The sequence below is a fragment of the Stenotrophomonas sp. STEN240 genome (assembly GCF_056756175.1).
Map to the genome: position 1 here is coordinate 36610 of NZ_JBRRBO010000027.1, position 20704 is coordinate 57313.

The 20704-nt window shown below is 64.6% G+C and carries 15 protein-coding genes; 10 read left to right on the forward strand and 5 right to left on the reverse strand.

Annotated features, from left to right (window positions below):
* Positions 1 to 91: 91 nt before the first annotated feature.
* The gene (locus ACVOKO_RS12725) at positions 92 to 1198 is read left to right on the forward strand and encodes a DUF1615 domain-containing protein (protein ID WP_346499278.1); all 1107 of its coding nucleotides are present in this window, start codon (positions 92 to 94) and stop codon (positions 1196 to 1198) included.
* A 153-nt stretch (positions 1199 to 1351) separates the two neighbouring features.
* On the opposite strand, the gene fabR is transcribed toward ACVOKO_RS12725, so the two are convergent.
* On the reverse strand, positions 1352 to 2014 hold the full coding sequence (gene fabR / locus ACVOKO_RS12730; protein ID WP_346499279.1) for an HTH-type transcriptional repressor FabR: 663 nt from the start codon (positions 2012 to 2014) through the stop codon (positions 1352 to 1354).
* 92 nt (positions 2015 to 2106) lie between these two features.
* On the opposite strand from fabR, the gene ACVOKO_RS12735 reads away from it, so the two are divergent.
* Positions 2107 to 3168, forward strand: a complete 1062-nt coding sequence (locus ACVOKO_RS12735; protein ID WP_346499280.1) for a ferredoxin reductase — start codon at positions 2107 to 2109, stop codon at positions 3166 to 3168.
* Positions 3169 to 3171: 3 nt separating this feature from the next.
* Entirely contained in the window at positions 3172 to 4299 is a 1128-nt protein-coding gene (locus ACVOKO_RS12740; RefSeq protein ID WP_346499281.1) for a fatty acid desaturase family protein, read from the forward strand.
* Between the two features lie 76 nt (positions 4300 to 4375).
* Here ACVOKO_RS12740 and ACVOKO_RS12745 read toward each other — a convergent pair whose 3' ends face one another.
* On the reverse strand, positions 4376 to 5563 hold the full coding sequence (locus ACVOKO_RS12745) for an acyltransferase family protein (RefSeq protein ID WP_346499282.1): 1188 nt from the start codon (positions 5561 to 5563) through the stop codon (positions 4376 to 4378).
* A gap of 155 nt (positions 5564 to 5718) precedes the next feature.
* Here ACVOKO_RS12745 and ACVOKO_RS12750 point away from each other — a divergent pair, with 155 nt between their 5' ends.
* Together ACVOKO_RS12750 and ACVOKO_RS12755 are read left to right on the forward strand one after the other, a co-directional pair.
* Positions 5719 to 6624, forward strand: a complete 906-nt coding sequence (locus ACVOKO_RS12750) for a LytTR family DNA-binding domain-containing protein (RefSeq protein WP_346499283.1) — start codon at positions 5719 to 5721, stop codon at positions 6622 to 6624.
* 183 nt (positions 6625 to 6807) lie between these two features.
* A complete protein-coding gene (locus tag ACVOKO_RS12755) occupies positions 6808 to 9669 on the forward strand; it encodes a VIT domain-containing protein (protein WP_430980772.1) in 2862 nt (953 codons plus the stop codon).
* 345 nt (positions 9670 to 10014) lie between these two features.
* Here the strand turns inward: ACVOKO_RS12755 and ACVOKO_RS12760 are convergent, their stop codons facing one another.
* Together ACVOKO_RS12760 and ACVOKO_RS12765 are read right to left on the reverse strand one after the other, a co-directional pair.
* Positions 10015 to 11361 carry an ABC transporter substrate-binding protein gene (locus ACVOKO_RS12760; protein ID WP_346499284.1) on the reverse strand — a complete coding sequence of 449 codons (1347 nt, stop codon included), beginning with the start codon at positions 11359 to 11361 and terminating at the stop codon, positions 10015 to 10017.
* Positions 11362 to 11471: 110 nt separating this feature from the next.
* A complete protein-coding gene (locus ACVOKO_RS12765) occupies positions 11472 to 12626 on the reverse strand; it encodes an ABC transporter substrate-binding protein (protein ID WP_346499285.1) in 1155 nt (384 codons plus the stop codon).
* A 172-nt stretch (positions 12627 to 12798) separates the two neighbouring features.
* Here ACVOKO_RS12765 and prfB point away from each other — a divergent pair.
* Positions 12799 to 13924 (forward strand): peptide chain release factor 2 gene (prfB, locus tag ACVOKO_RS12770; RefSeq protein ID WP_346499286.1). Its coding sequence is split into 2 segments (ribosomal slippage): positions 12799 to 12873 and positions 12875 to 13924, totalling 1125 coding nucleotides; the frame shifts between segments, so codons are not numbered across the junction.
* A gap of 98 nt (positions 13925 to 14022) precedes the next feature.
* Entirely contained in the window at positions 14023 to 15543 is a 1521-nt protein-coding gene (gene lysS / locus ACVOKO_RS12775; RefSeq protein ID WP_346499287.1) for a lysine--tRNA ligase, read from the forward strand.
* Between the two features lie 304 nt (positions 15544 to 15847).
* Here the strand turns inward: lysS and ACVOKO_RS12780 are convergent, their stop codons facing one another.
* Positions 15848 to 16873 (reverse strand): YeiH family protein, encoded by a 1026-nt coding sequence (locus ACVOKO_RS12780; protein ID WP_346499288.1) that lies wholly within the window; start codon positions 16871 to 16873, stop codon positions 15848 to 15850.
* Positions 16874 to 17000: 127 nt separating this feature from the next.
* Between ACVOKO_RS12780 and ACVOKO_RS12785 the strand changes: the two genes are divergently transcribed.
* From ACVOKO_RS12785 to ACVOKO_RS12795, 3 genes are all read left to right on the forward strand, one after another.
* Positions 17001 to 17906, forward strand: a complete 906-nt coding sequence (locus ACVOKO_RS12785; protein WP_346499289.1) for a LysR family transcriptional regulator — start codon at positions 17001 to 17003, stop codon at positions 17904 to 17906.
* A gap of 34 nt (positions 17907 to 17940) precedes the next feature.
* Positions 17941 to 19830 (forward strand): ATP-binding cassette domain-containing protein, encoded by a 1890-nt coding sequence (locus tag ACVOKO_RS12790; RefSeq protein WP_346499290.1) that lies wholly within the window; start codon positions 17941 to 17943, stop codon positions 19828 to 19830.
* A gap of 86 nt (positions 19831 to 19916) precedes the next feature.
* Complete coding sequence (locus ACVOKO_RS12795) at positions 19917 to 20345, forward strand: VOC family protein (RefSeq protein WP_346499291.1); 429 nt, start codon at positions 19917 to 19919, stop codon at positions 20343 to 20345.
* The last annotated feature ends 359 nt before the right edge of the window (positions 20346 to 20704 follow it).

Sequence of the window (20704 nt, forward strand, 5' to 3'; positions counted from 1 at the left end):
GCAGTGTGCCACGCTGAACGGCGGTCGTGCTTTCGTGGCAAGCGCGGACGCGCTAGGGTCGCGCATCGGTGAGACGGTGCGGGGTACGGGCATGGGTGGTACAGGAATGATGGTGTGGCAGCGTCTGTTGATGGCTGGCGCAGGTTTCGCGCTGTTGGTCGGCTGCGCCAGCGTGCCCACTGCACCTGTCGGCCCTGCTGCGGATGTGGTGCGGGCAGATATCGAGCGCCGCATTCCGACCCGGGTGGGTGAGCGCGCCGGCTGGGCGGCCGATATCCAGACGGCGCTGGCTGCGCAGCACCTGCCCGCCAACCCGGAAAACATCTGCGCGGTGCTGGCGGTGATCGAGCAGGAATCCGGTTACCGTGCCAATCCGGAGGTGCCGGATCTGCCGCGTATTGCCAGGGGCGAGATAGACCGCCGCGCTGCCGCGTTGCATGTGCCCAAACTGCTGGTGGACACAGGTTTGAAAATGAAAGCCAGCGATGGCCGCAGTTATGCGGAGCGGCTGGCGCGGGTACGCAGTGAGCGTGACCTCAGTGAACTTTACGAGGAAATCATCGGCCGCGTACCGATGGGGCAACGCCTGTTTGCCGGCAAGAATCCCGTGCAGACCGGCGGCGCGATGCAGGTCGGCATCGCGTTTGCGCAGGCCAACGCGCAGGACTACCCGTATCCGGTGACGCGCAGCATTCGTGATGAAGTTTTTACCCGTCGCGGTGGTGTGTATTTCGGAACCGCTCACCTGCTCGGATACCAGACGCCGTACACGCAGAAGGTGCATCGTTTCGCCGATTACAACGCAGGCCGCTATGCCAGCCGCAACGCCGCATTCCAGGCCGCGGTTGTCCGCTTGACCGGGGCGCCGCTGGCATTGGATGGCGATCTACTGGTGCCGGATGCGCCAATCGACAAGCCAAGCCAGACCGAGCGCGCGGTGCGCAGTCTCGCGCCGCAGTTGGGCTTGGATGAGCGTCAGATCCGCCGCGCGCTTGCGCAGGCCGACCGTTTGGAGTTCAGTGACAGCGCCCTGCATTCGCAGGTGTTTGCGTTGGCTGATGCGCGTGCAGGCACGGCGCTGCCACGCGCGGTTATACCGGGTATCCGCCTGGACAGCCCCAAGATCACCCGAGAACTGACCACCGAATGGTTCGCCAACCGCGTGGACACGCGCTACCGCCAATGCCTGCAACGGTAGTGCCGATCCATGCTCGGCAGAACCGTCACCGATAGGCCATTGTGGGAGCGGCGTAAGCCGCGAAGCTAATGCCAATGAAGTTGCAGGAATACCGAGTGATCGGTCGGATCACCAGCTTCGCGGCTCACGCCGCTCCTACAACAGCCTGCAGCTTCAGTCCCTGACCGGATGCCGTGCCAGCGCGCGTGCGCCGGTGATGATCATGCGGATCATCTGCGACATTTCCTCGATCAACTCCGGGTCGCGCTCTTCGGGCAGGTCGATCGCGCTGCCGCCCATGGCGAACACCAGGCGGGTAATCGCCTTGGCGGCCAGTGCCGGCTCATGCAGGGTTGCGCCATCCAGCGCGGCCAAGCGCACCAGGTCGGCTTTCAGTTCTTCTTCGAAATAGCCCAGCTCGCGGTCCACCGCCTGCTTGAACGCATCCGAGCCGGCCGTGCCTTCGCGCAGCAGCACATGCATCAGACGGTCATCGGCGCGCAGTTGCTCCATGAAGGTTTCCACCGACAGCCGGATCACGCCACGGTTGCTGTCGGCTGCGCGCAGCCGTGCCTGGCCGATGATGGTGCGCAATGAACGGCCGGCCAGATCGATCAGCGCCACCGTCAGTTCGTCCATGTCACGGAACTGGCGATAGAACGAATTGGGCGCGATGCCGGCTTCGCGCGCCACCTCGCGCAGGCTGAGCGTGGACACGCTGCGGTGCGGGCCGATCAACGACAACGCAGCGGCCAGCAGGTCGTCACGCGAGATGGAGGCCTTGCGCGCGGGGTGCAGGTCATCGTGTGCGGGCAGGGGCTGGTCGCGTGCTGTCATGAGGCTCTGGCCGGTCAGGTCCGTGAATCATAGCCTGTACAGCGAATATACAAGTGTATACACAGCTGTATGCTCGGCCGTATAGTGCAGCCATGAGTGCCGTCTACCGCAATACCGCGCCACCACCGATCCCGTGGCTGAGTGAAGGTTTCTTTGATTTCTGGGCTACCCGGGTGCATCCGCTGTGGACGCTGCGGCGGCCGTTGGCGCGCCTGCTGGCGCGGCACAGTGCCAGCGCCGATGCGGTAACCCTTGAGTTGCAGCCCAACCGGCATTTCCGTGGGCTGCAGGCGGGGCAGCACGTCAATCTGGCCGTAGAGCTGGACGGCCGCCTGACTACCCGCAGTTACAGCCCGACCCTGCTGGAGAACGGGCGCCTTGCAATCACCGTCAAGCGCATTGCCGGTGGCAAGCTCAGTCAGCATCTGGCTGACGATGCGGCCATCGGTGACATCTTCACGCTGGGCCAAGCCTTTGGCGAAATGCAGCTGCCGGTAGGCCCGCTCCCAAGGCTGGTGCTGCTGGCGGCAGGCAGTGGCATTACCCCGATGCGCGCCTTGCTGCGCCAGCTTGCCAGTCAGGGCATGAGCACGCCGGTCGACCTGATCTACTGGGCGCGTCAGCGCGAGCAGCTGTGCTTTGTCGACGAGTTCCTTGCCATCGCTGCGCAGCATCCTGCGTTCCGCCTGCATCTGGCAGTGACCGCTGATGCCGTTGCGCCGGCTGCGCGGATAGACAACTACGATCTTTCCGATATCGGCGAGCTGGCCGGCGCGCATGTGCTGGCCTGCGGCCCGGGCGGCTTTGTCGATGCTGCGCGTACGCGCCTGCAGGCCCAGGTTGCGCAATTCGACAGCGAGGCATTCAGCAGCCCGCAACTGGCCGAGGTGGAGCAGGGCAGTGTGCAGGTGCAGCTGCTCAAGAGCGGCCGCACGCTGACCGTAGCGCGCGGTGTGGCCTTGTTGCCGGCGCTGGAAGCGGCTGGCATCCAGCCGGCCAGTGGCTGCCGCATGGGCATCTGCAATACCTGCGTCTGCGGGAAAACCTCGGGCATCACCCGGCATACGCTGACCGGCGATTACGACAGCGAGCCTTCCGTTCCGCTCAAACTGTGCGTCAACAGCGCCAGTACCGATCTGACCCTGGAGTTGTAAGTCATGTCCTCCGTGCACAACCGCGTGCTGTCGCCTGCCGAACTGCAGGCCTTTGGCGATGAACTCGATGGCGTGCGCGCAAGGCACCAGGCCTTGCTAGGCGCCAGTGATGCCCGCTACATCCGGCGGATTGTCGCTGCGGTGCGCTGGACCGGTGTTGCCGGGCGGGCACTGCTGTTCTTGGGGGCGTTCGTGCACAGCGTGCTGGTGCCGGCATGGATTGCCGGCGTGCTGTTGCTTGGCCTGTCCAAGATCCTGGAGAACATGGAACTGGCGCACAACATCATCCATGGCCAGTACGACTGGATGGGCGACCCGCAGCTGCAGGGCAAGACCTACGAATGGGATATTGCCGGCACCTCTGAAAATTGGCGCAAGACCCACAACTTCCGCCACCACACCTATACCAATGTGCGCGGCCTGGATGACGACATCGGCTACGGCCTGTTGCGGATCTTCCCGGAGCAGCGCTGGCACCCGTTCTTCCTTGCCCAGCCCTTCGTCGCGGTGGTGTTCGCGCTGCTGTTCGAGTGGGGCATCGCCATACAGGATCTGCGCATCGGCCGCGTGCTGGTTGGCAAGATGACCCTCAAGCAGCTGTGGAAGCAGGCGCGGCCGGTCGGCCGAAAGGCAATGCTGCAGATTCTCAAGGACTACGTGCTGTTCCCGGCATTGGCTGGCCCGTTCTTCCTGCCGGTGCTGCTGGGCAATGTGGCAGCCAACATCATCCGCAATGTGTGGACGTATGTAGTGATCTTCTGCGGTCACTTCACCGCCGATGCCGAGACTTTCCCCAAAGAATCCATTCGCAACGAAGGCCGTGGCCATTGGTATCTGCGCCAGCTGCGTGGCTCGTCCAACCTGACCGGCGGCAAGTGGATGGACGTGATGACCGGCAACCTCAGCCATCAGATCGAGCACCACTTCTATCCGGATATCCCGGCCAACCGCTATGCGGCGATGGCGGTGGAGGTGAAGGGTATCTGCGCGCGCTACGGCCAGCACTACAACACCGGTTCGCTGCCGCGCCAGTTCGGCCAGGTGATGTGGCGCATCCTGCGCCATGCCTTCCCCAGCAAGCCGGCGCCAGAGCGGCCGCTGGTAGCCCAGCAGCAAGCCGAAGCCGGCTGAGCGCGGCCAGTACGCCGCAGCCGGAAGTTCCGGTTGCGGTTCACATCTGCAGCAAGGCCAGCCCCAGCACTAGTCGCTAGTCGCTGACCGGGCGTGCTGCCGTGCGGGCGGGCTGTGCCGCCGCTGGCAATCCGAACAGCGGCCGCAATGGCGCGCAGCGCCGTATCAATGCATAGGCAGCCAGACACAAGGCAAACGTCGCGGTGATCAGTATCAGCGCCTCGATGCCGGGTTCGAGCTGCAAGGGCTTGAGCTTGTGTGCCAGCACCACGATCACGCTCTGGTGCAGGATGTAGAGCGGGAACACCGCCAGGGTGAGGTAGCGCAGCAGCGGGCTGTCGGCGCTGCGCCAACGGTAGGCAAAGCCCAACAGTGCTGCGATCGCGCACCATTGGTCCACCGCCCAGACAATGCGCAGTGCCAGCCGCAACTCCAGCGGCGGCGGTTGCGCATCGTTGTAGCCGGAGAAGTACCAGACATGGATCAGTGCGGCGTAACCAAGCCCGGCCAAGGCCAGTGACAGCCAGCGCAGGCGCTGCAGCGATGCCCAGAATCCAGTGCTGAACGCGGCCAGGAACCCGATCAGAAAGACGCTGCCGTACTGGGCGTGGTTGTACCAGTCGTCGACCAGGGCATGGGTCTGCTCGAAGCGGTTGACCAGCAGCAGGCGCGCGGCCGCCAGAACCAGCACCGGCACAAGCAGTGCGCCCCGGCCGTGCAGGGCCGTGCTGGCCCACTGCCGCAGGCGGTGCAGGGCAGTTGCCGGCAGCAGCCGCCACAGCAGCCACGCCAGTACGGTATAGGCCCAGAGATACGGCAGGAACCAGAGATGGTTCCAGGTGGGCAGGCGCAGGCAACCATCGCTGTCGCAGAAGCCGTGGTAGCCGCTGAGGTACTTGCCGTAAAACGCCCAGTACGATTCGTTGTAACCGCCGGGCAGTTGTTCGACCACCTGGTAATAGGCCTGCGGTGGCACGATCACCGCCATTCCGAACAGCAGGGGCAGCAACAGCTGCCGGGAACGGCGTCGCAGCAGGCCGTCAGGCCGGTGTTCAAACATGAAAGCGGTGGCGACGCCGGAAATCAGAAACAGCAATGACATCCGCCACGGCGAGGTCAGCAGCATCAGTGGTTCCAGGGTGATGCTCGCTGCCGGGCTTTTGACGTGCCAGTCCCAGCTCACGTAGTACATGCCCACGTGGTAGAGCACCAACAGACCAAAGGCGATTACCCGCAGCCAATCCAGATCGTGGCGCCTGTGCATTACGTGTCCAAGGCATGGAGAAGACCGCCATTCAAGCCGGGATGGGCAGCTGGCGTGGAGCGGAAGGGCCGGCCTGCGGGTGTCCAGGGACGAATGGAGGCGATCAGGGGATGGCGAGCGAGGGCTGCAGCGGCGAGGCCGTCTAGAATGCGCCGATGAGCCAAGCCACATCGCCCACGCTGTTGATTCGCTCCGCTGCCTGGCGGCGGAGCCTGGAGTTGCTGTTCTGGTTGCTGCTGGTGTTGATCAACTGCAGTGGCAACGCGATCACCACATGGATGGATGCCAACCGCTCCGGTGCCGCCTCCATGCAATGGTGGGAGCCGTGGGTCTGGGAGTTCTCCAGCGGGCTGGTGTGGTTGTTGTTGCTGGTACCGGCGATCGTCTGGTTCAGCCGTCGCTGGCCCCTGCATCTGGACAACTGGCGGCGGCGCCTGCCCTGGTATCTATTGGCCAGTGTGCCGATCTCGCTGCTGCATGTGCTGGCCATGTTTGCACTGAGAATGCTTGCCTATGCCGCTGTAGGGGAGCGTTATCACATCGGCTCCTGGCTTGATGAGCTGGTGTACGAATACCTCAAGGATGTGCGGACCTACGCGGCGATCCTGTTCTGCATCGACGGCTACCGTTTCCTGCGCAGGCGCCTGCAGGGCGAAGCGCAATTGCTGGCCGCGCCTGACGCCGGCCCGCCGGTGGAGCCGATCGAGCACCCAGAGCGGTTGCTGGTACGCAAGCTGGGCCGCGACTTCCTGATCGCAACGGCAGACATCGAATGGGCGCAGGCCGCCGGCAACTACGTCAATCTGCATTTGCGCGGCCACGACTATCCGCTGCGCATCACCATGGCCGCGCTGGAGCTGAAGCTGGATGCCACCTGCTTCATCCGTGTCCACCGCAGTTGGCTGATCAACCTCGCGCATCTGGTATCGATCGAACCGCTTGAGGGTGGCGAGGCCTTGCTGCATATGGCCGACGGCAAGACGGTTGCCTGCAGTCGGCGCTATCTGCCGCTGCTCAAGTCGCGCCTGAGCGAGGACGGGGAGCTCTCGCTCCAGGCCTGAGCGGGCGCCGGCGCGGCTGGGGTTGTCCGTCGTCGAAACCCGGCACAATGCGCCGGGCAAGGGGAAGGGGCTTGTGCCAGGCGGACTGCCACCACAGGGGCGGGTTGGCTGCTGGGCCGTACCGCCAACCCAGTTTTGGCTGGTGGCGCGTTTGATGTCCCAACCCTTGGACGGAGTACTGCGATGAGCCTGGTTGACTGGCGGCGGTGTTGGATGGTGGGCATGTTGCTGGGCGCAATGGCGCCAGCGGTTGCGCAGCAGGGCAGGCAGATCCTCCGGCCGCCGGTACTTATTGCGGTCTCCGAGGCCGAGCAGCCAATCGAGCTGCGACAGGCGAGCATCGATGGCGAGGTACAGGCGGGTATTGCCCAGACCCGGATAGAGCTGGTTTTCCACAATCCCAACCGGCGGGTGATGGAGGGGGAGCTGCAGTTTCCGCTGGCCGATGGCCAACAGATCAGCGGCTTCGCCCTGGATATCGACGGGCAACTGCGGGACGCGGTGCCGGTGCCGAAGGAACGCGGCCGGCAGGTGTTCGAGGCGATCACCCGGCAGGGCCAGGACCCGGCGCTGCTGGAACAGACCGCCGGCAACCAATTCCGGCTGCGCATCTATCCCTTGCCGGCAGGTGGCAGCCGGCGGGTACAGCTGACCATCCGTGAAGCGATGCCGCTTACCGGCCAGGGCTGGCAGTGGCGGCTGCCCTTGCAGTTCGCATCTACGGCAGGCGAGGTAAGCCTGCGACTGCGTGCGGCCGGTGCCGACAAGCTGGGCCAGGCGCCTTTCCGCTTGATGGCCGGTGGCCTGGATTGGCAGGGTAGTGGCCGGCAATTGCCGGCACAGCTGCAATGGCAGCTGCCTGCCCGGTTGCAGTCGTCTTTGCAGGCTGCCCGTTACGACGGCCAACACTATCTGCTGGCGCAGCTGCCGGTGGCAGCGCCTGCTCTGCGCCGCCTGCCGTCACGGATCGGCCTGCTGTGGGACGCCTCCGGCTCGGCGGGCACGCGCAACCGTGCACGTGAGTTCGCGCTGCTGGACCGTTATTTCGCAGCGATGGGCGAGGGCAGCGTGGTGCTGACGGTTCTGCGCGACAAAGCGGAAGCGGAGCGTCGTTTCAGCATTCGCAAGGGTGATTGGAGCGCCTTGCGGCGTGTGCTGGAACAGGCACCCAACGATGGCGCCAGCGCGCTGGCGGCGTGGATGCCCAGGGCGGAGCTTGGCGAGTACCTGTTGTTCAGTGATGGCTTGAGCAATTGGGGGCCAGCAACGCTGCCGGCATTGGCGGCAGATCAGCGCCTGTTTGCCATCAGCAGCGCCGTGGCCGGTGCCGACACGGCACGCCTGCGTGGCTGGAGCGAGGCCAGTGGCGGCGCGCTGGTGCAGCTGGAATCCGATGAGGTGGGCGCGGCGGCTCGTCGCTTGTTGGCCGTGCCGCCGACGGTGGACGTTGCACCCGCCCCGGGCCTGCACGATGTGGTGGTTGATCGTCGCAGTCTGGAACAGGGCTGGCTGTGGTTGTCTGCGCGGACTGACGCTGCGCCAGCGGCGTTGCGGGTACGCGTCAATGGCGGGCAATGGCAGGAGCTGAGTGTCGGTCCCGCCAATACCGATGGCGGTTTGGTCGCAGGGCTGTGGGCGCAGGCGCGCTTGCAGCAGCTGGCGGCGGACCCGCGCGGCAATCGCGAGGCCATGCAGTTGCTGTCGCAGCAGTTCGGCATGGTCAGTGAAGGCAGTTCGCTGCTTGTGCTGGATACGATCGAGGATTACCTGCGTTACGCGATCCGGCCGCCGGCTGGGTTGCGTGCTGAATATGACCGTCGTTTCGCCCGTCAGGTCGCCGACCGCGATGAGGCGCGACGGACCCATCTGGATCAGGTGGCCGAACAGTGGCAGCAGCGGCAGAGCTGGTGGTCGAAGCGTTGGCCGAAGGACTCGGCGTTGAAAGTTGCAAAGACGACGAACCAGACGGCGCGGCGTGCAAGTGCGCCGCCCCCGTCGCCGGTAATGGCGATGGCGCCACCACCGGCACCCGCCCCGGCGGCTGCAATGGTGGCTGAGGCAGCGGTCTCCGATCAGTTCAGGGTCGCCGATAGCGCTGTTGCGGCGGCGGGCGTCGACGAGCCGGTCAACTCCGGTGCGGTACAGATCAAGCTGGCCGCATGGGAGCCGGACTCGCCAATAGCCCAGCGCCTGCGCAAGGCACCTGCCGGCGAGTTGTACGCCTGGTATCTGGACGAACGTGACGCCAATGCCGACAGCAGTGCGTTCTTCCTGGATGTGGCCGATATGCTGCTGGCTGCCGGCCAGCGCGAACTGGCGCTGCGGGTGCTGTCCAACCTGGCCGAAATGGAACTGGACAACCGCCATCTGTTGCGGGTGCTCGGTTATCGCCTGATGCAGGCCGATCAGCCGGGGCTGGCGGTGCCGGTGTTCGAGCAGGTACTGGCGATGGCCGATGACGAGCCGCAGAGCTTCCGCGACCTTGGCTTGGCGCTGGAGGCGGCAGGGCGCCCGCAGCAGGCGATTGATCCGCTCTATCAGGTGGTGCAGCGGCAATGGGATGGGCGCTTCGATGGCGTTGCCTTGATCGCGCTCGACGAGCTGACCAATCTGCTGGCGCGCGGTGGCTCGGCGCTGGATGCGAAGCAGGTTGATCCGCGCCTGCGCAAGGCGATGCCGCTGGATCTGCGGGTGGTGCTGGCCTGGGATGTCGACAACAGCGACATGGACCTGTGGGTCACCGATCCCGATGGTGAGCGCGCCTACTACGCCAATCGCCTGACTTATCAAGGTGGGCAGATGTCGCAGGATTTCACCGGCGGCTACGGCCCGGAGCAGTTCTCGCTGCGCGATGCCAAGCCCGGCATCTACAAGGTGGAGGCCAATTACTTCGGCAGCCGTCAGCAGCTGGTCACCGGCCCGGCAACGTTGATGCTGCGCCTGAGTACCCATTGGGGCACGCCGCAGCAGCAGGACAAGGCGGTAACCATGCGCCTGCACGATGCCACCGACACCGTGTTGGTAGGCGAGTTCGAAGTGCGCTGAGGCTGTTTGTAGCAATCCGCTGTTTGTTGTTTGTGGGAGCGGCGTAAGCCGCGAAGCAAACAAGGCATCAGCACGAGGGATTGGCAACGTCAGCTTCGCGGCTGACGCCGCTCCCACAAAAAAAGCCCGATGCCAGGGATCTGGCATCGGGTCTGGGACAGCGCTGCGAGGATTGCGAACCGGTCTGCCGTCTGTTTGTAGGAGCGGCGGCAGCCGCGAAGCCCACAGATACCGCCAAAGCACAGTCAACATGATTTGGAACTGCGCCGACTTCGCGGCTGACGCCGCTCCCACAAAAAAAGCCCGATGCCAGATCTCTGGCACCGGGCTTTTGGTTACGGCTGCTTACTTGCGGCGGGCAAGCAGGCGGTAGCTGCCGCTGGCGTTGGAGTCGAAGCTGTGCGCGAGCACGATGTAGCGGCCGGCATCCAGCTCGATTTCCAGGTTCGGATCCAGGCTGTCGTCGCTGTCATCCTGCTGGGCGACTTCTTCACCGTTGCGCATCACCGTGATCATGCCGTCCAGGCTGGACGAACCGGCGGTCATGCTGATCACGTACTTGCCCTTGCGCGGAATCTCAAGGGTGTACAGGTCGCGGTTGCCGGGGCGCAGCTGGCCGCTGACTTCGCGGCCGAGTTTGAGCTCGGGACGGGTCGGGCCATCAGGCGCGGCTGCGGTGGCGGTGACCAGCTGGAACACGCCGCCACGGCTGTTCACCGAACGCACCGATACGTTGTACTCGCCCGCATCCAGCACCTGGCTGATGCGCGAGTTGACCCCACCACCGCCATCATCATCGCTCAGGGTGATGTCGCCGCCCTGCACGGTAAGCATGGTGTCCATGTCCTTGCCACTGGCATCGAACTGCACGCGGCGGCGTTCCGGCAGCTTCAGCACGAAGCTGCGGGTATCGTCGGCGCCGATGAAGCCGCTGACCGTGCCTTCCAGCGGCAGGGTGGTGCCGTCGTTGAAGACCAGGCCTTCGGGGAAGTCGGACTGTTCCACGCCCAGGTAGAACGCCCCGGAGGCCTCGCCCAGGCCACCGGCCGTCAGCGTGTAGCGGCCCGGCTGCAGCGGGGCGACCAGGCGCGAGTTGAGGTTGCTGCCGCCGTCATCGTCTTCCAGGTTGAGGCCGTTGCCGCTCAGTTCCAGGCGGGCATCGAACTCGGTCGATTCCAGGTTGATGGTGTACAGGCCCGGCTTGTCGACCTGCAGGACGAAGGTCTTGTCGCCGTTGCGCAGCCAATCGGTGACGCGGCGGCCAGCGGTCAGCGGCTTGCCGTCATAGGCGACGATGGGTTCGACCGAGAGCTGGAACGGGCCGAAGGCGCGGGCGTCGGCGCCGCTGACGGCCACCAGGTACTGGCCGGGCTTGTCGGCGCGCATGCTCAGCGTGGTGCTGCCTTCGCGGTTGCCTTCGGTGCGCGATACCAGCACGTCACGGTTGAACACGGCCAGCGCGCCATTGAGCGCGCCGTCCAGGGTCAGCGAGACCGCCTGGCCGGCGCCAAGCTGCAACGAGAACAGCTGGCTGCGGGTGCCGTCGCTGTAGTTGACCGGGCTGGAAGAGGTGATTTCGCCAGTGACATCGCCATCGATGGCGAGTGCGCGGGCAGGGCCGGCGGCATGCGCGGGGGCATGAACGGCGGCGGCAATGGCAAGGGACAGCAGTCCGGCTGCAAATCGCTTCACTTGAACTCCTTGATGTTGGAAGCAGGGGTAAAAAGCGGCCACGACGCCTGCGGGGGCGGGCATCGTGGCCGTGGACCCATCACGCCGGCTGGCGCGATAGGCGGTGTGGCTTAGTTGATGACGGCAGCAGCAGCGTCAGCGGCGGCTTCTTCGGCAGCATCCTTGCGGTTGCTGTTGGCCGGCGCGGCGACATCGCCACCACCCAGGTCGGTGGTTTCCAGCTCGAACACGCCCTGCTGGCTGCCCAGGCTGGTGACCGCAACAATGTAGCGGCCAGCGCGCAGGTCCAGGGTCAGCTGGGCATTGGTGCCGTTGCCGCCATCGTCGTTCTCTTCGTCAACGCCCGGGCCGGTGATCTTCAGCACCGAGTCAAAGCCGTCGGCGATGGCGTCGAACTGGATGTGCTTGGGTGCATCCAGGTTGAGCACGAAGGTGCGGCGGCCGCGCGAATCCATCATCGACTGCGCGGTCTGGCCAATGGTCAGGGCGGTGCCGTCGCGGGTGACCAGGCCGTTTTCGGTCGGGGTCAACTTGACGTTGAGCTTGAACGAGCCGGTATTGCCGTTCACCGAGGAGGCCGCGATGGTGTACTCACCCGGCTCCAGGTAGGTGCGGATGCGGGCATTGAGGTTGCCGCCGTTGTCATCGTCTTCCAGCTCGACGTTGCGGCCGTTCAGGTGCAGGTAGGCGTCGAATGCACTGGATTCCAAGGTGATGGCGTACAGCCCGGCCTTGTCGATCTTGAGCTTGTATTCCTGCTTGTCACCCATCAACCAGTCGGTTGCCTCGCTGTCGGCGCCCAGCGGCTTGCCGTCGTACGGCACCACCTTGGCGGCCTTGAGCTTGAACGGGCCGAAGGCATCGGCGCTGGCGCTGTTGACCGCGATCAGGTAGCTGCCGTCCTTGGGCGCGCGGAAGGCCAGATTGACCGAGCCGGCGGAGTCGCCTTCACCCGAGGAGCTGGAGGAAGCATTGGCAATCATGTTCTGGCCGTCGAATACCGCCAGCTGGCCGCTGAGCGAGCCGCCCAGTTCCAGCGAGACGGCTTCGCCGCTCTTCATGGTTACTTTGTAACCCTGGTGACGGCTGCCGTCGTTGTAATTCAGGGTGCTGGACGAGGTGATTTCACCGGAGACCGTTTCACCCACCGTCAGGTTCTGGGCCTTGTCGCCGCCGGCGGCCGTAATGCCCCCCAGCTTCTGGCAGGCGGTGAGTGCCAAGGTCATGGCGATAGCAGCAAACAAGCGGGCGTGGCTAGCGTTCAAGCTTAGGTCCTTCATAGTGAGAAATGTCTCCTTTTCCCGCCCTGGCGGGTCAGGGTGAGATTCTAACGTTAAGTTGTGTCTATTCAGCGAGAACAGATTCCGCTGCCGGCTGGGCGATGCCGGGCCAGCTGGATGCTAGAATTGGCGGCTTGTCTGCCTTATTAGACCGACCATGATCGAACTCAATCCCATCCGCCAGCGAATCACCGATCTGACTGATCGCGTGGTATCGCTCAGGGGGTATCTTTGACTACGACGTCAAGAAAGAACGTCTGGAAGAAGTAACCCGCGAACTCGAAAACCCGGATATCTGGAACAAGCCCGAGTACGCCCAGACGCTGGGCCGTGAACGCTCGATGCTGGACAAGACCGTCACCGGCATTGCCGATGTACTGGACGGCCTGTCCGAAGCCACCGAATTGCTTGAGCTTGCCGAAAGCGAGCAGGACGAAGACACCGCGCTGGCGGTGGTGGCCGACCTGGACAAGTTCCAGGCGCACATCGAGAAGCTCGAGTTCCAGCGCATGTTCTCCGGCGAGATGGACAGCTGCAACGCCTTCGTCGACATCCAGGCCGGTGCCGGTGGTACCGAAGCCCAGGATTGGGCGGAAATCATGCTGCGCATGTACCTGCGCTGGTGTGAAGCGCGTGGCTGGAAGACCGAGCTGATGGAAGTGTCCGGCGGCGACGTTGCCGGCATCAAGTCGGCCACCTTCCGTGTCGAGGGCGAGTTCGCCTATGGCTGGCTGAAGACCGAAATCGGCGTGCACCGGCTGGTGCGCAAGTCGCCGTTCGATTCGGACAACCGCCGCCACACCAGCTTCACCTCGGTATTCGTGTCGCCGGAAGTCGATGACAACATCGAAATCGACATCAACCCGGCCGACCTGCGCACCGACGTGTACCGTTCCTCCGGTGCCGGTGGTCAGCACGTCAACAAGACCGAGTCGGCGGTGCGTATCACCCACATCCCGACCAACACCGTGGTTGCCTGCCAGATCGGCCGCAGCCAGCACCAGAACCGCGACACCGCGATGAAGATGCTGGCCGCCAAGCTCTATGAGCTGGAAGTGCAGAAGCGCAACACCGAGCGTGACGCGCTGGAAGCGACCAAGTCCGACATCGGCTGGGGCAGCCAGATCCGCAATTACGTGCTCGACCAGAGCCGTATCAAGGACCTGCGCACCGGCGTTGAACGGACCGACACGCAGAAGGTGCTGGACGGCGACCTCGACGAGTTCATCGAGGCCAGCCTCAAGTCCGGCCTGCAGGCCGGCGCCAAGCGCATCGACGCTTGATCCGGAATGGCCCTGCACGGGCCATTCCCTTGTTGTACGGTGCGGTTGCAGGCCACTGCGGCCGCACCTTGTCATCTCCCCCAAATTGAATGAAAGCCATGACCGACCAGACCCCTGAAACGCAGCAGCTCCCCGTCGACGAGAACAGCCTCATCGCCGAGCGCCGCGCGAAACTCACGGCGCTGCGCGGGCAGGGTATTGCCTACCCGAATGATTTCCGCCGCGAGGATTTCGCCGGCAAGCTGCAGGCCGAATACGCCGATGCCGAGACCTGGACCAGCGAAGCGCTGGAAGCCACCGGCCGCACGGTGAAGATGGCCGGCCGGCTGATGGCCAAGCGCATCATGGGCAAGGCCAGCTTCGCCCAGATCCAGGACGAGAGCGGCCGCATCCAGCTGTTCCTGCAGGCCACCGCGCTGGGCGACATCTATGCCGCGTTCAAGGGCTGGGACGTGGGCGACATCATCGCTGTCGAAGGCGGCCTGACCCGCACCAAGACCGGCGAACTGTCGGTCAAGGCCAGCAGCATCCGCCTGTTGACCAAGTCGCTGCGCCCGCTGCCGGACAAGTGGCATGGTCTGGCTGACGTGGAGCAGCGTTACCGCCAGCGCTACGTCGACCTGATTGTCACCCCGGAGTCGCGCGAGGTCTTCATCAAGCGCTCCAAGATCATCCGCGCGATGCGTGCATGGCTGGACAACCGCGACTTCCTCGAAGTTGAAACGCCGATGATGCATTACATCCCCGGCGGCGCCACGGCCAAGCCGTTCACCACCCACCACAACGCGCTGGACATGCAGCTGTACCTGCGCGTGGCACCGGAGCTTTACCTGAAGCGCCTGGTGGTTGGCGGCCTGGAGCGCGTCTACGAAATCAACCGCAACTTCCGCAACGAAGGCGTCAGCACCCGCCACAACCCGGAATTCACCATGATGGAGCTGTACGAGGCCTACGCCACGTACAACGAAGTGATGGACCTGACCGAAGGCGTGATCCGCGATGTCGCGCAGAACGTGCTGGGCACTACCGTCGTTGAATGGGACGGCGTGCAGATCGACCTGGCTCCAGCATTCCGTCGCTGGCGCATGGACGAAGCCGTGCGTCACCACAACCCGGAAATCAGTGCGGCTGACTGCACCGATCGTGATGCGCTGCTGCGCCATTGCGAGCGCCTGAAGATCCGCGTCAAGCCGAGTTACGGCTGGGGCAAGCTGCTGCTGGAAATCTTCGAGGCCACGGTCGAGCACACCTTGATCCAGCCGACCTTCATCACCGATCACCCGGTCGAAGTCTCGCCGCTGGCCCGCGCCAGCGACAACGACGCTGGTTACACCGATCGCTTCGAGCTGTTCGTCAACGGTAAGGAGCTGGCCAACGGCTTCTCCGAGTTGAACGACCCGGAAGACCAGGCCGCACGCTTCCAGGCCCAGGTAGAGGCCAAGGACGGTGGCGACGACGAAGCCATGCATTACGACGCCGACTACATCCGCGCGCTGGAATACGGCATGGCGCCGACTGGCGGCCTGGGCATTGGCATCGACCGTCTGGTGATGATGCTGACCGGCCGCGCCTCGATCCGCGACGTGCTGCTGTTCCCGTACATGCGCCCGGAAGCCTGATCCCGCGCTGTTCGGCTGCGAACTGAAAGAACAAAGGCCTTCCCCTAACCGGGAAGGCCTTTTGCTTTGTGCAATGTAGTGCCGAGCCATGCTCGGCAAGGGCCCTGTAGTGCCGAGCCATGCTCGGCAGGGGCTTTACCAGCGAAAAGCTGCCCTCACCCCAACCCCTCTCCCGCATACGGGAGAGGGGCTAAAACGCCACAAATCGAAGCAACCTGCCCCTTCCGCGCGGAAAGCGTAGTGCCGAGCCATGCTCGGCAGAGGCCCTCCCGCTAATGCCTCAGCCCTACACGGCTGCACTCAACTACAGCACAGCCCGCACCCCCAGATTGATCAACATGCCGCCAGCCACCAGCCAGACAAACAACAGCAAGGCCAACAACATCGGCTTGGCACCGGCCTGCCGCAGCGCCGAGGCATGCGTGGTCAGGCCCAGCGCCGCCATCGCCATCGCCAGCAGCACAGTGTCCAGGTCCACCAGCACCTTCACCATCTCAGCCGGCAGCAACTGCAGCGAGTTGAAACCCACCATGGCAATGAAGCCAAACGCGAACCACGGAATAGTGATCTTCGAACGCTCGCCACTGCCGCTGTTCTGGCCGCGCGCCAGCAGTGCTGACAGACCCACCAGGAACGGCGCCAGCATCATCACCCGCACCATCTTGGTGATGACGGCGGCATCGGCGGCAGGTTCACTGACTGCACGGCCGGCAGCCACCACCTGCGCGACTTCATGCACGGTGGAGCCGGTGAAAACGCCGAACGCCGTCTCATCCAGTGGCATCCAGCCGGCGGACACGCCCCACTGGTAAAGCAGGGGATACAGGAACATCGCAACCGTGCCGAATACGACCACCGTGGCCACGGCGACCGCAACCTGCTCGGCGCGGCCCTTGATCACCGGCTCGGCGGCCATCACCGCAGCGGCGCCGCAGATCGAACTGCCTGCGCCGATCAATAGCGCCGCGTTGCGGTCCATGCCCAGCAGCCGGGTGCCCAGCCACCAGGCCAGGCCAAACGTCGAGCACAGCACCAGGGCATCAATCAGCACGCCGGCAAGGCCGACCTGGCCGATATCCTGCAAGGTCAGGCGCAGGCCATAGAGAATGATGCCCGCACGCAGCAGCGTGGCCTTGGAAAATCCGACGCCGGCATCGGCATGTGCGGCCATGCTGCGGTAAACGGTATTGCCCAGCACGATACCGATGACGATGGCCAGGGTCAGTGCGCTGATGCCGTGCTCCTGCATCCACGGCAGGGTGCCCAGCCAGATTGCCAGGCCGGCGATGGTGGCCGTCAGCAGCAGGCCGGGGAGGCGGGCGAGAGGCATGGGCGTCAGCCGTTGAGTCGAGGTATTCATAACGTTGGGTTATCAGAAGATAGCCCATGCTGCACCCGCGGTTATTACCTGTAAAACGGATAATATTGGTTGAATCAACCAGTTTATTGGATAGGTCATGCATCTCTCGCTGCGCCAACTGCAGATCTTCTCGGGGATCGCCGAGGCCGGGACCACCACCGCAGCGGGCGAGCTGCTGGGTTTGTCGCAATCGGCGGTGAGTGCGGCGCTGGGCGAGCTGGAAAGCCTGCTGGGGTTGGCGCTGTTCGACCGTATCGGCCGCCGCCTGGTACTCAACGGCCATGGCCGTGCCCTGCTGCCGCAGGCCCGAGCCTTGTTGGCGGGAGTGAATGACATTGAGCGCCGGTTCCGTGCCGACAGCCAGACCGGCGCGGCGGTGCGCTGGCAGGTGGGCGCCAGTACCACCATCGGCAATTACCTGATGCCAGCGCGGATTGCCGACCTGCAGGACCTGAATCCGCACGCCCAGGTCGAACTGGTCATCGGCAACACCCGCGAGGTCACCACTGCGGTGCAACGGCTGGAGGTGGATGTGGGCCTGATCGAAGGGCCCAGTCACGAGCCGGGCCTGGAGGTTGCGCAGTGGCGGCAGGATGAACTGGTGATCGTGTTTGGCCAGCGCCACCCGCTGGCATCACAGTTCAGCAACGGCGCCGATCTTGCGATGCTGCGGCAGGCCCGCTGGCTGTTGCGCGAGCCGGGCTCAGGTACCCGCGAAGCCGCCGAGCAGGCCCTGCTGCCGCATCTGCATGGGTTTGCCGAGGTGCTGCAGCTGGGCGGCACCGAGGCGATCAAGCAGGGCGCGGTCGCCGGGCTCGGCTTGGCCTGCCTGTCGCGGCATGCGGTGGCCGATCTGGTGACCCTGGGCAAGCTGCGCGTGCTGGCAACGCCATTGCCGCCGCTGCAGCGCCAGCTGTGGGTGGTACGCCATCCGGGCAAGCGGATTCCGGCCAGTCTGCGCCAGCTGCTGGGGCTGCCGGCGGATGTGTTTAGCGACGATTGAGCGCGGCCACCGTCATAGCCCGTACAATACGCCCATGCCTTTGATTACCTTGCAGAACGTCGACTACAGCGTCGGCGGCCCGTTGTTGCTGGAAAAAGCCGAACTGTCGATCGAGACTGGCGAGCGTATCGCCCTGATCGGCCGCAACGGCGCCGGCAAATCCACTCTCATGAAGCTGATGGCCGGCGAGCTCAAGCCCGATGACGGCGAGGTGCGCGTGCAGCAGGGCGTGCGCGTCACCCGGCTCGAGCAGGAGGTGCCGCATGGCGCTGCCGGCAGCGTGTTCGACGTGGTCGCCGATGGCCTGGGCGAACTCGGCCATTGGCTGGCCGAATTCCATCGCCTGAGCCACGCCGAAGTCTTCGATGGCGAGGCAATGGGCAATGTGCAGGCCAAGATCGATGCCGCCGATGGCTGGGGCCTGGACCAGCGCGTCGAGGAAACCCTGACCAAGCTCGACCTGGATGGCGATGCCGAATTCGGCCGCCTGTCCGGCGGCATGAAGCGCCGCGTGCTGCTGGCGCGTGCGCTGGTCGCCGGCCCGGACGTGCTGCTGCTCGACGAGCCGACCAACCACCTGGATATCGAAGCCATCGATTGGCTGGAAACCTTCCTCAAGGGCTGGAACGGCTGCGTGGTGTTCGTCACCCATGACCGCCGTTTCCTGCGTGCGCTGGCTACCCGCATTGTTGAAATCGATCGCGGCCAGGTCACCAGCTGGCCGGGCGACTGGGAAAACTACGAGCGCCGCCGCGAAGAACGCCTCAACGCGCAGGCGCAGGAAAACGCCCGTTTCGACAAGCTGCTGGCACAGGAAGAAGTGTGGATCCGGCAGGGCATCAAGGCCCGCCGTACCCGCGACGAAGGCCGCGTGCGCCGCCTCAAGGCGATGCGCAACGAGCGCGTACAGCGCCGTGAGCTGAGCGGCAACGTCAAGCTGGAAGCCTCCGGTGCGGAGAACTCCGGCAAGAAGGTCATCGACATCAAGAACATCAACTTCGCCTTTGGCGAGCGGGTGATGATCAAGGATTTCGAGACCGTCATTCTGCGCGGCGACCGCATCGGCCTGATCGGCCCCAACGGCAGCGGCAAGACCACCTTGCTCAAACTGCTGTTGGGCGAACTGCAGCCGGACAGCGGCGAAGTGCGGCAGGGCACCAACCTGCAGATTGCCTACTTCGACCAGTACCGCGCCACCCTGCGCGAAGACTGGAGTGCGATCGAGAACGTGGCCGAAGGCGCGGACTTCATCGACATCAATGGCAAGCGCAAGCACGTGCACGCTTACCTGCAGGACTTCCTGTTCACCCCGGAACGCGCGCGCGCGCCGATCACCCGCCTGTCCGGTGGTGAGCGCAACCGCCTGCTGCTGGCCAAGCTGTTCGCCCAGCCGTCCAACCTGCTGGTGATGGATGAACCGACCAACGACCTGGACGTGGAAACCCTGGAGCTGCTGGAAGAGCTGCTGGGCGACTACACCGGCACCTTGTTGTTGGTCAGCCATGACCGTGACTTCCTCGACAACGTGGTGACCTCCACGCTGGTGCTGGAAGGCGAGGGCAAGGTGGGCGATTACATCGGCGGCTACAGCGACTCGCTGCGCCAGCGCCCGGCACCGACCCAGACCGCAATGGCGGTGGCCAAGGCTTCGGCGACGGCGGCACCTGCTGCCGCACCGGCCGCTCCGGTTGCCGAGGCCGCACCCAAGCGCAAGCTCAGCTTCAAGGACGCGCGCGAGCTGGAGCAGCTGCCGGCCAAGATCGAACAGCTGGAGCTGGACGTGGAAGGCCTGACCGCGGCAATGAACGATCCCTCGTTCTATACGCGTACCAGTGCCGAAGTCACTGCGCATACGCAGAAGCTGACCAAGGTGCAGGCCGAGCTGGATGCTGCCTACGCACGCTGGCAGGAACTGGACGCCTGAGCCTGTTCTGACGGTCTACGCCTTGCTTCACCTGCCGTCCTCGCCGAGGACGGCAGGATGGTGTCCATGGATGCTGCGAGGTGAGGATGAAAAGACCGTTTGAGGTTGAGCGTATCGATCATGTGGTGTTCCGGGTCCGTGACCTGGAGCGCAGCGTAGCTTTCTATTCAACGGTGCTGGGCTGCGAGGTGGTGCGGCGACGCGACCATCTTGGCCTGGTGCATCTGCGTGCGGGCGCGTCGATGATCGACCTGATCAGCCTTGATGGCAGCTTGGGCGCGCGCGGTGGTGCCGGGCCGGGGCTGGAAGCGCGCAACGTTGATCATCTATGCCTGCGCATCGAGCCCTTCGATGAAGCGGCCTTGCTTGCGTATCTGTCCCAGCATGGCGCAACGCCATCGGCAGCAGCCGAGGTCAATTTTGGCGCGGAAGGCGATGGACTGTCGCTGTATTTCCGCGACCCCGATGGAAACACCATCGAGTTGAAGGGCCCGGCGTCGGTGGCCGCAGGCTGAAGCACGGTTCTGCTCCCTCCCTTGCACCGCAGGTGCAGGGGAGGGTTGGGAAGGGGTGCTTTTCGCTGTAGCGCTGGCGCTTCGAACGCGGCGGATTCTGCGCAGAGTTCAAAAGCACCCCTCCCAACCCTCCCCTTGGCTTCGCCAAAGGGAGGGCTCAGTACGTCGAGGGCATGCAGCTTTGCTCCCTCCCTTGCACCGCAGGTGCAGGGGAGGGCTGGGGAGGGGGGCTTTTCGCTGTAGCGCTGGCGCTTCGAACGCGGCGGATTCTGCGCGAAGGTCAAAAGCACCCCTCCCAACCCTCCCCTTGGCTTCGCCAAAGGGAGGGCTCAGTACGTCGAGGGCATGCAGCGCATTGC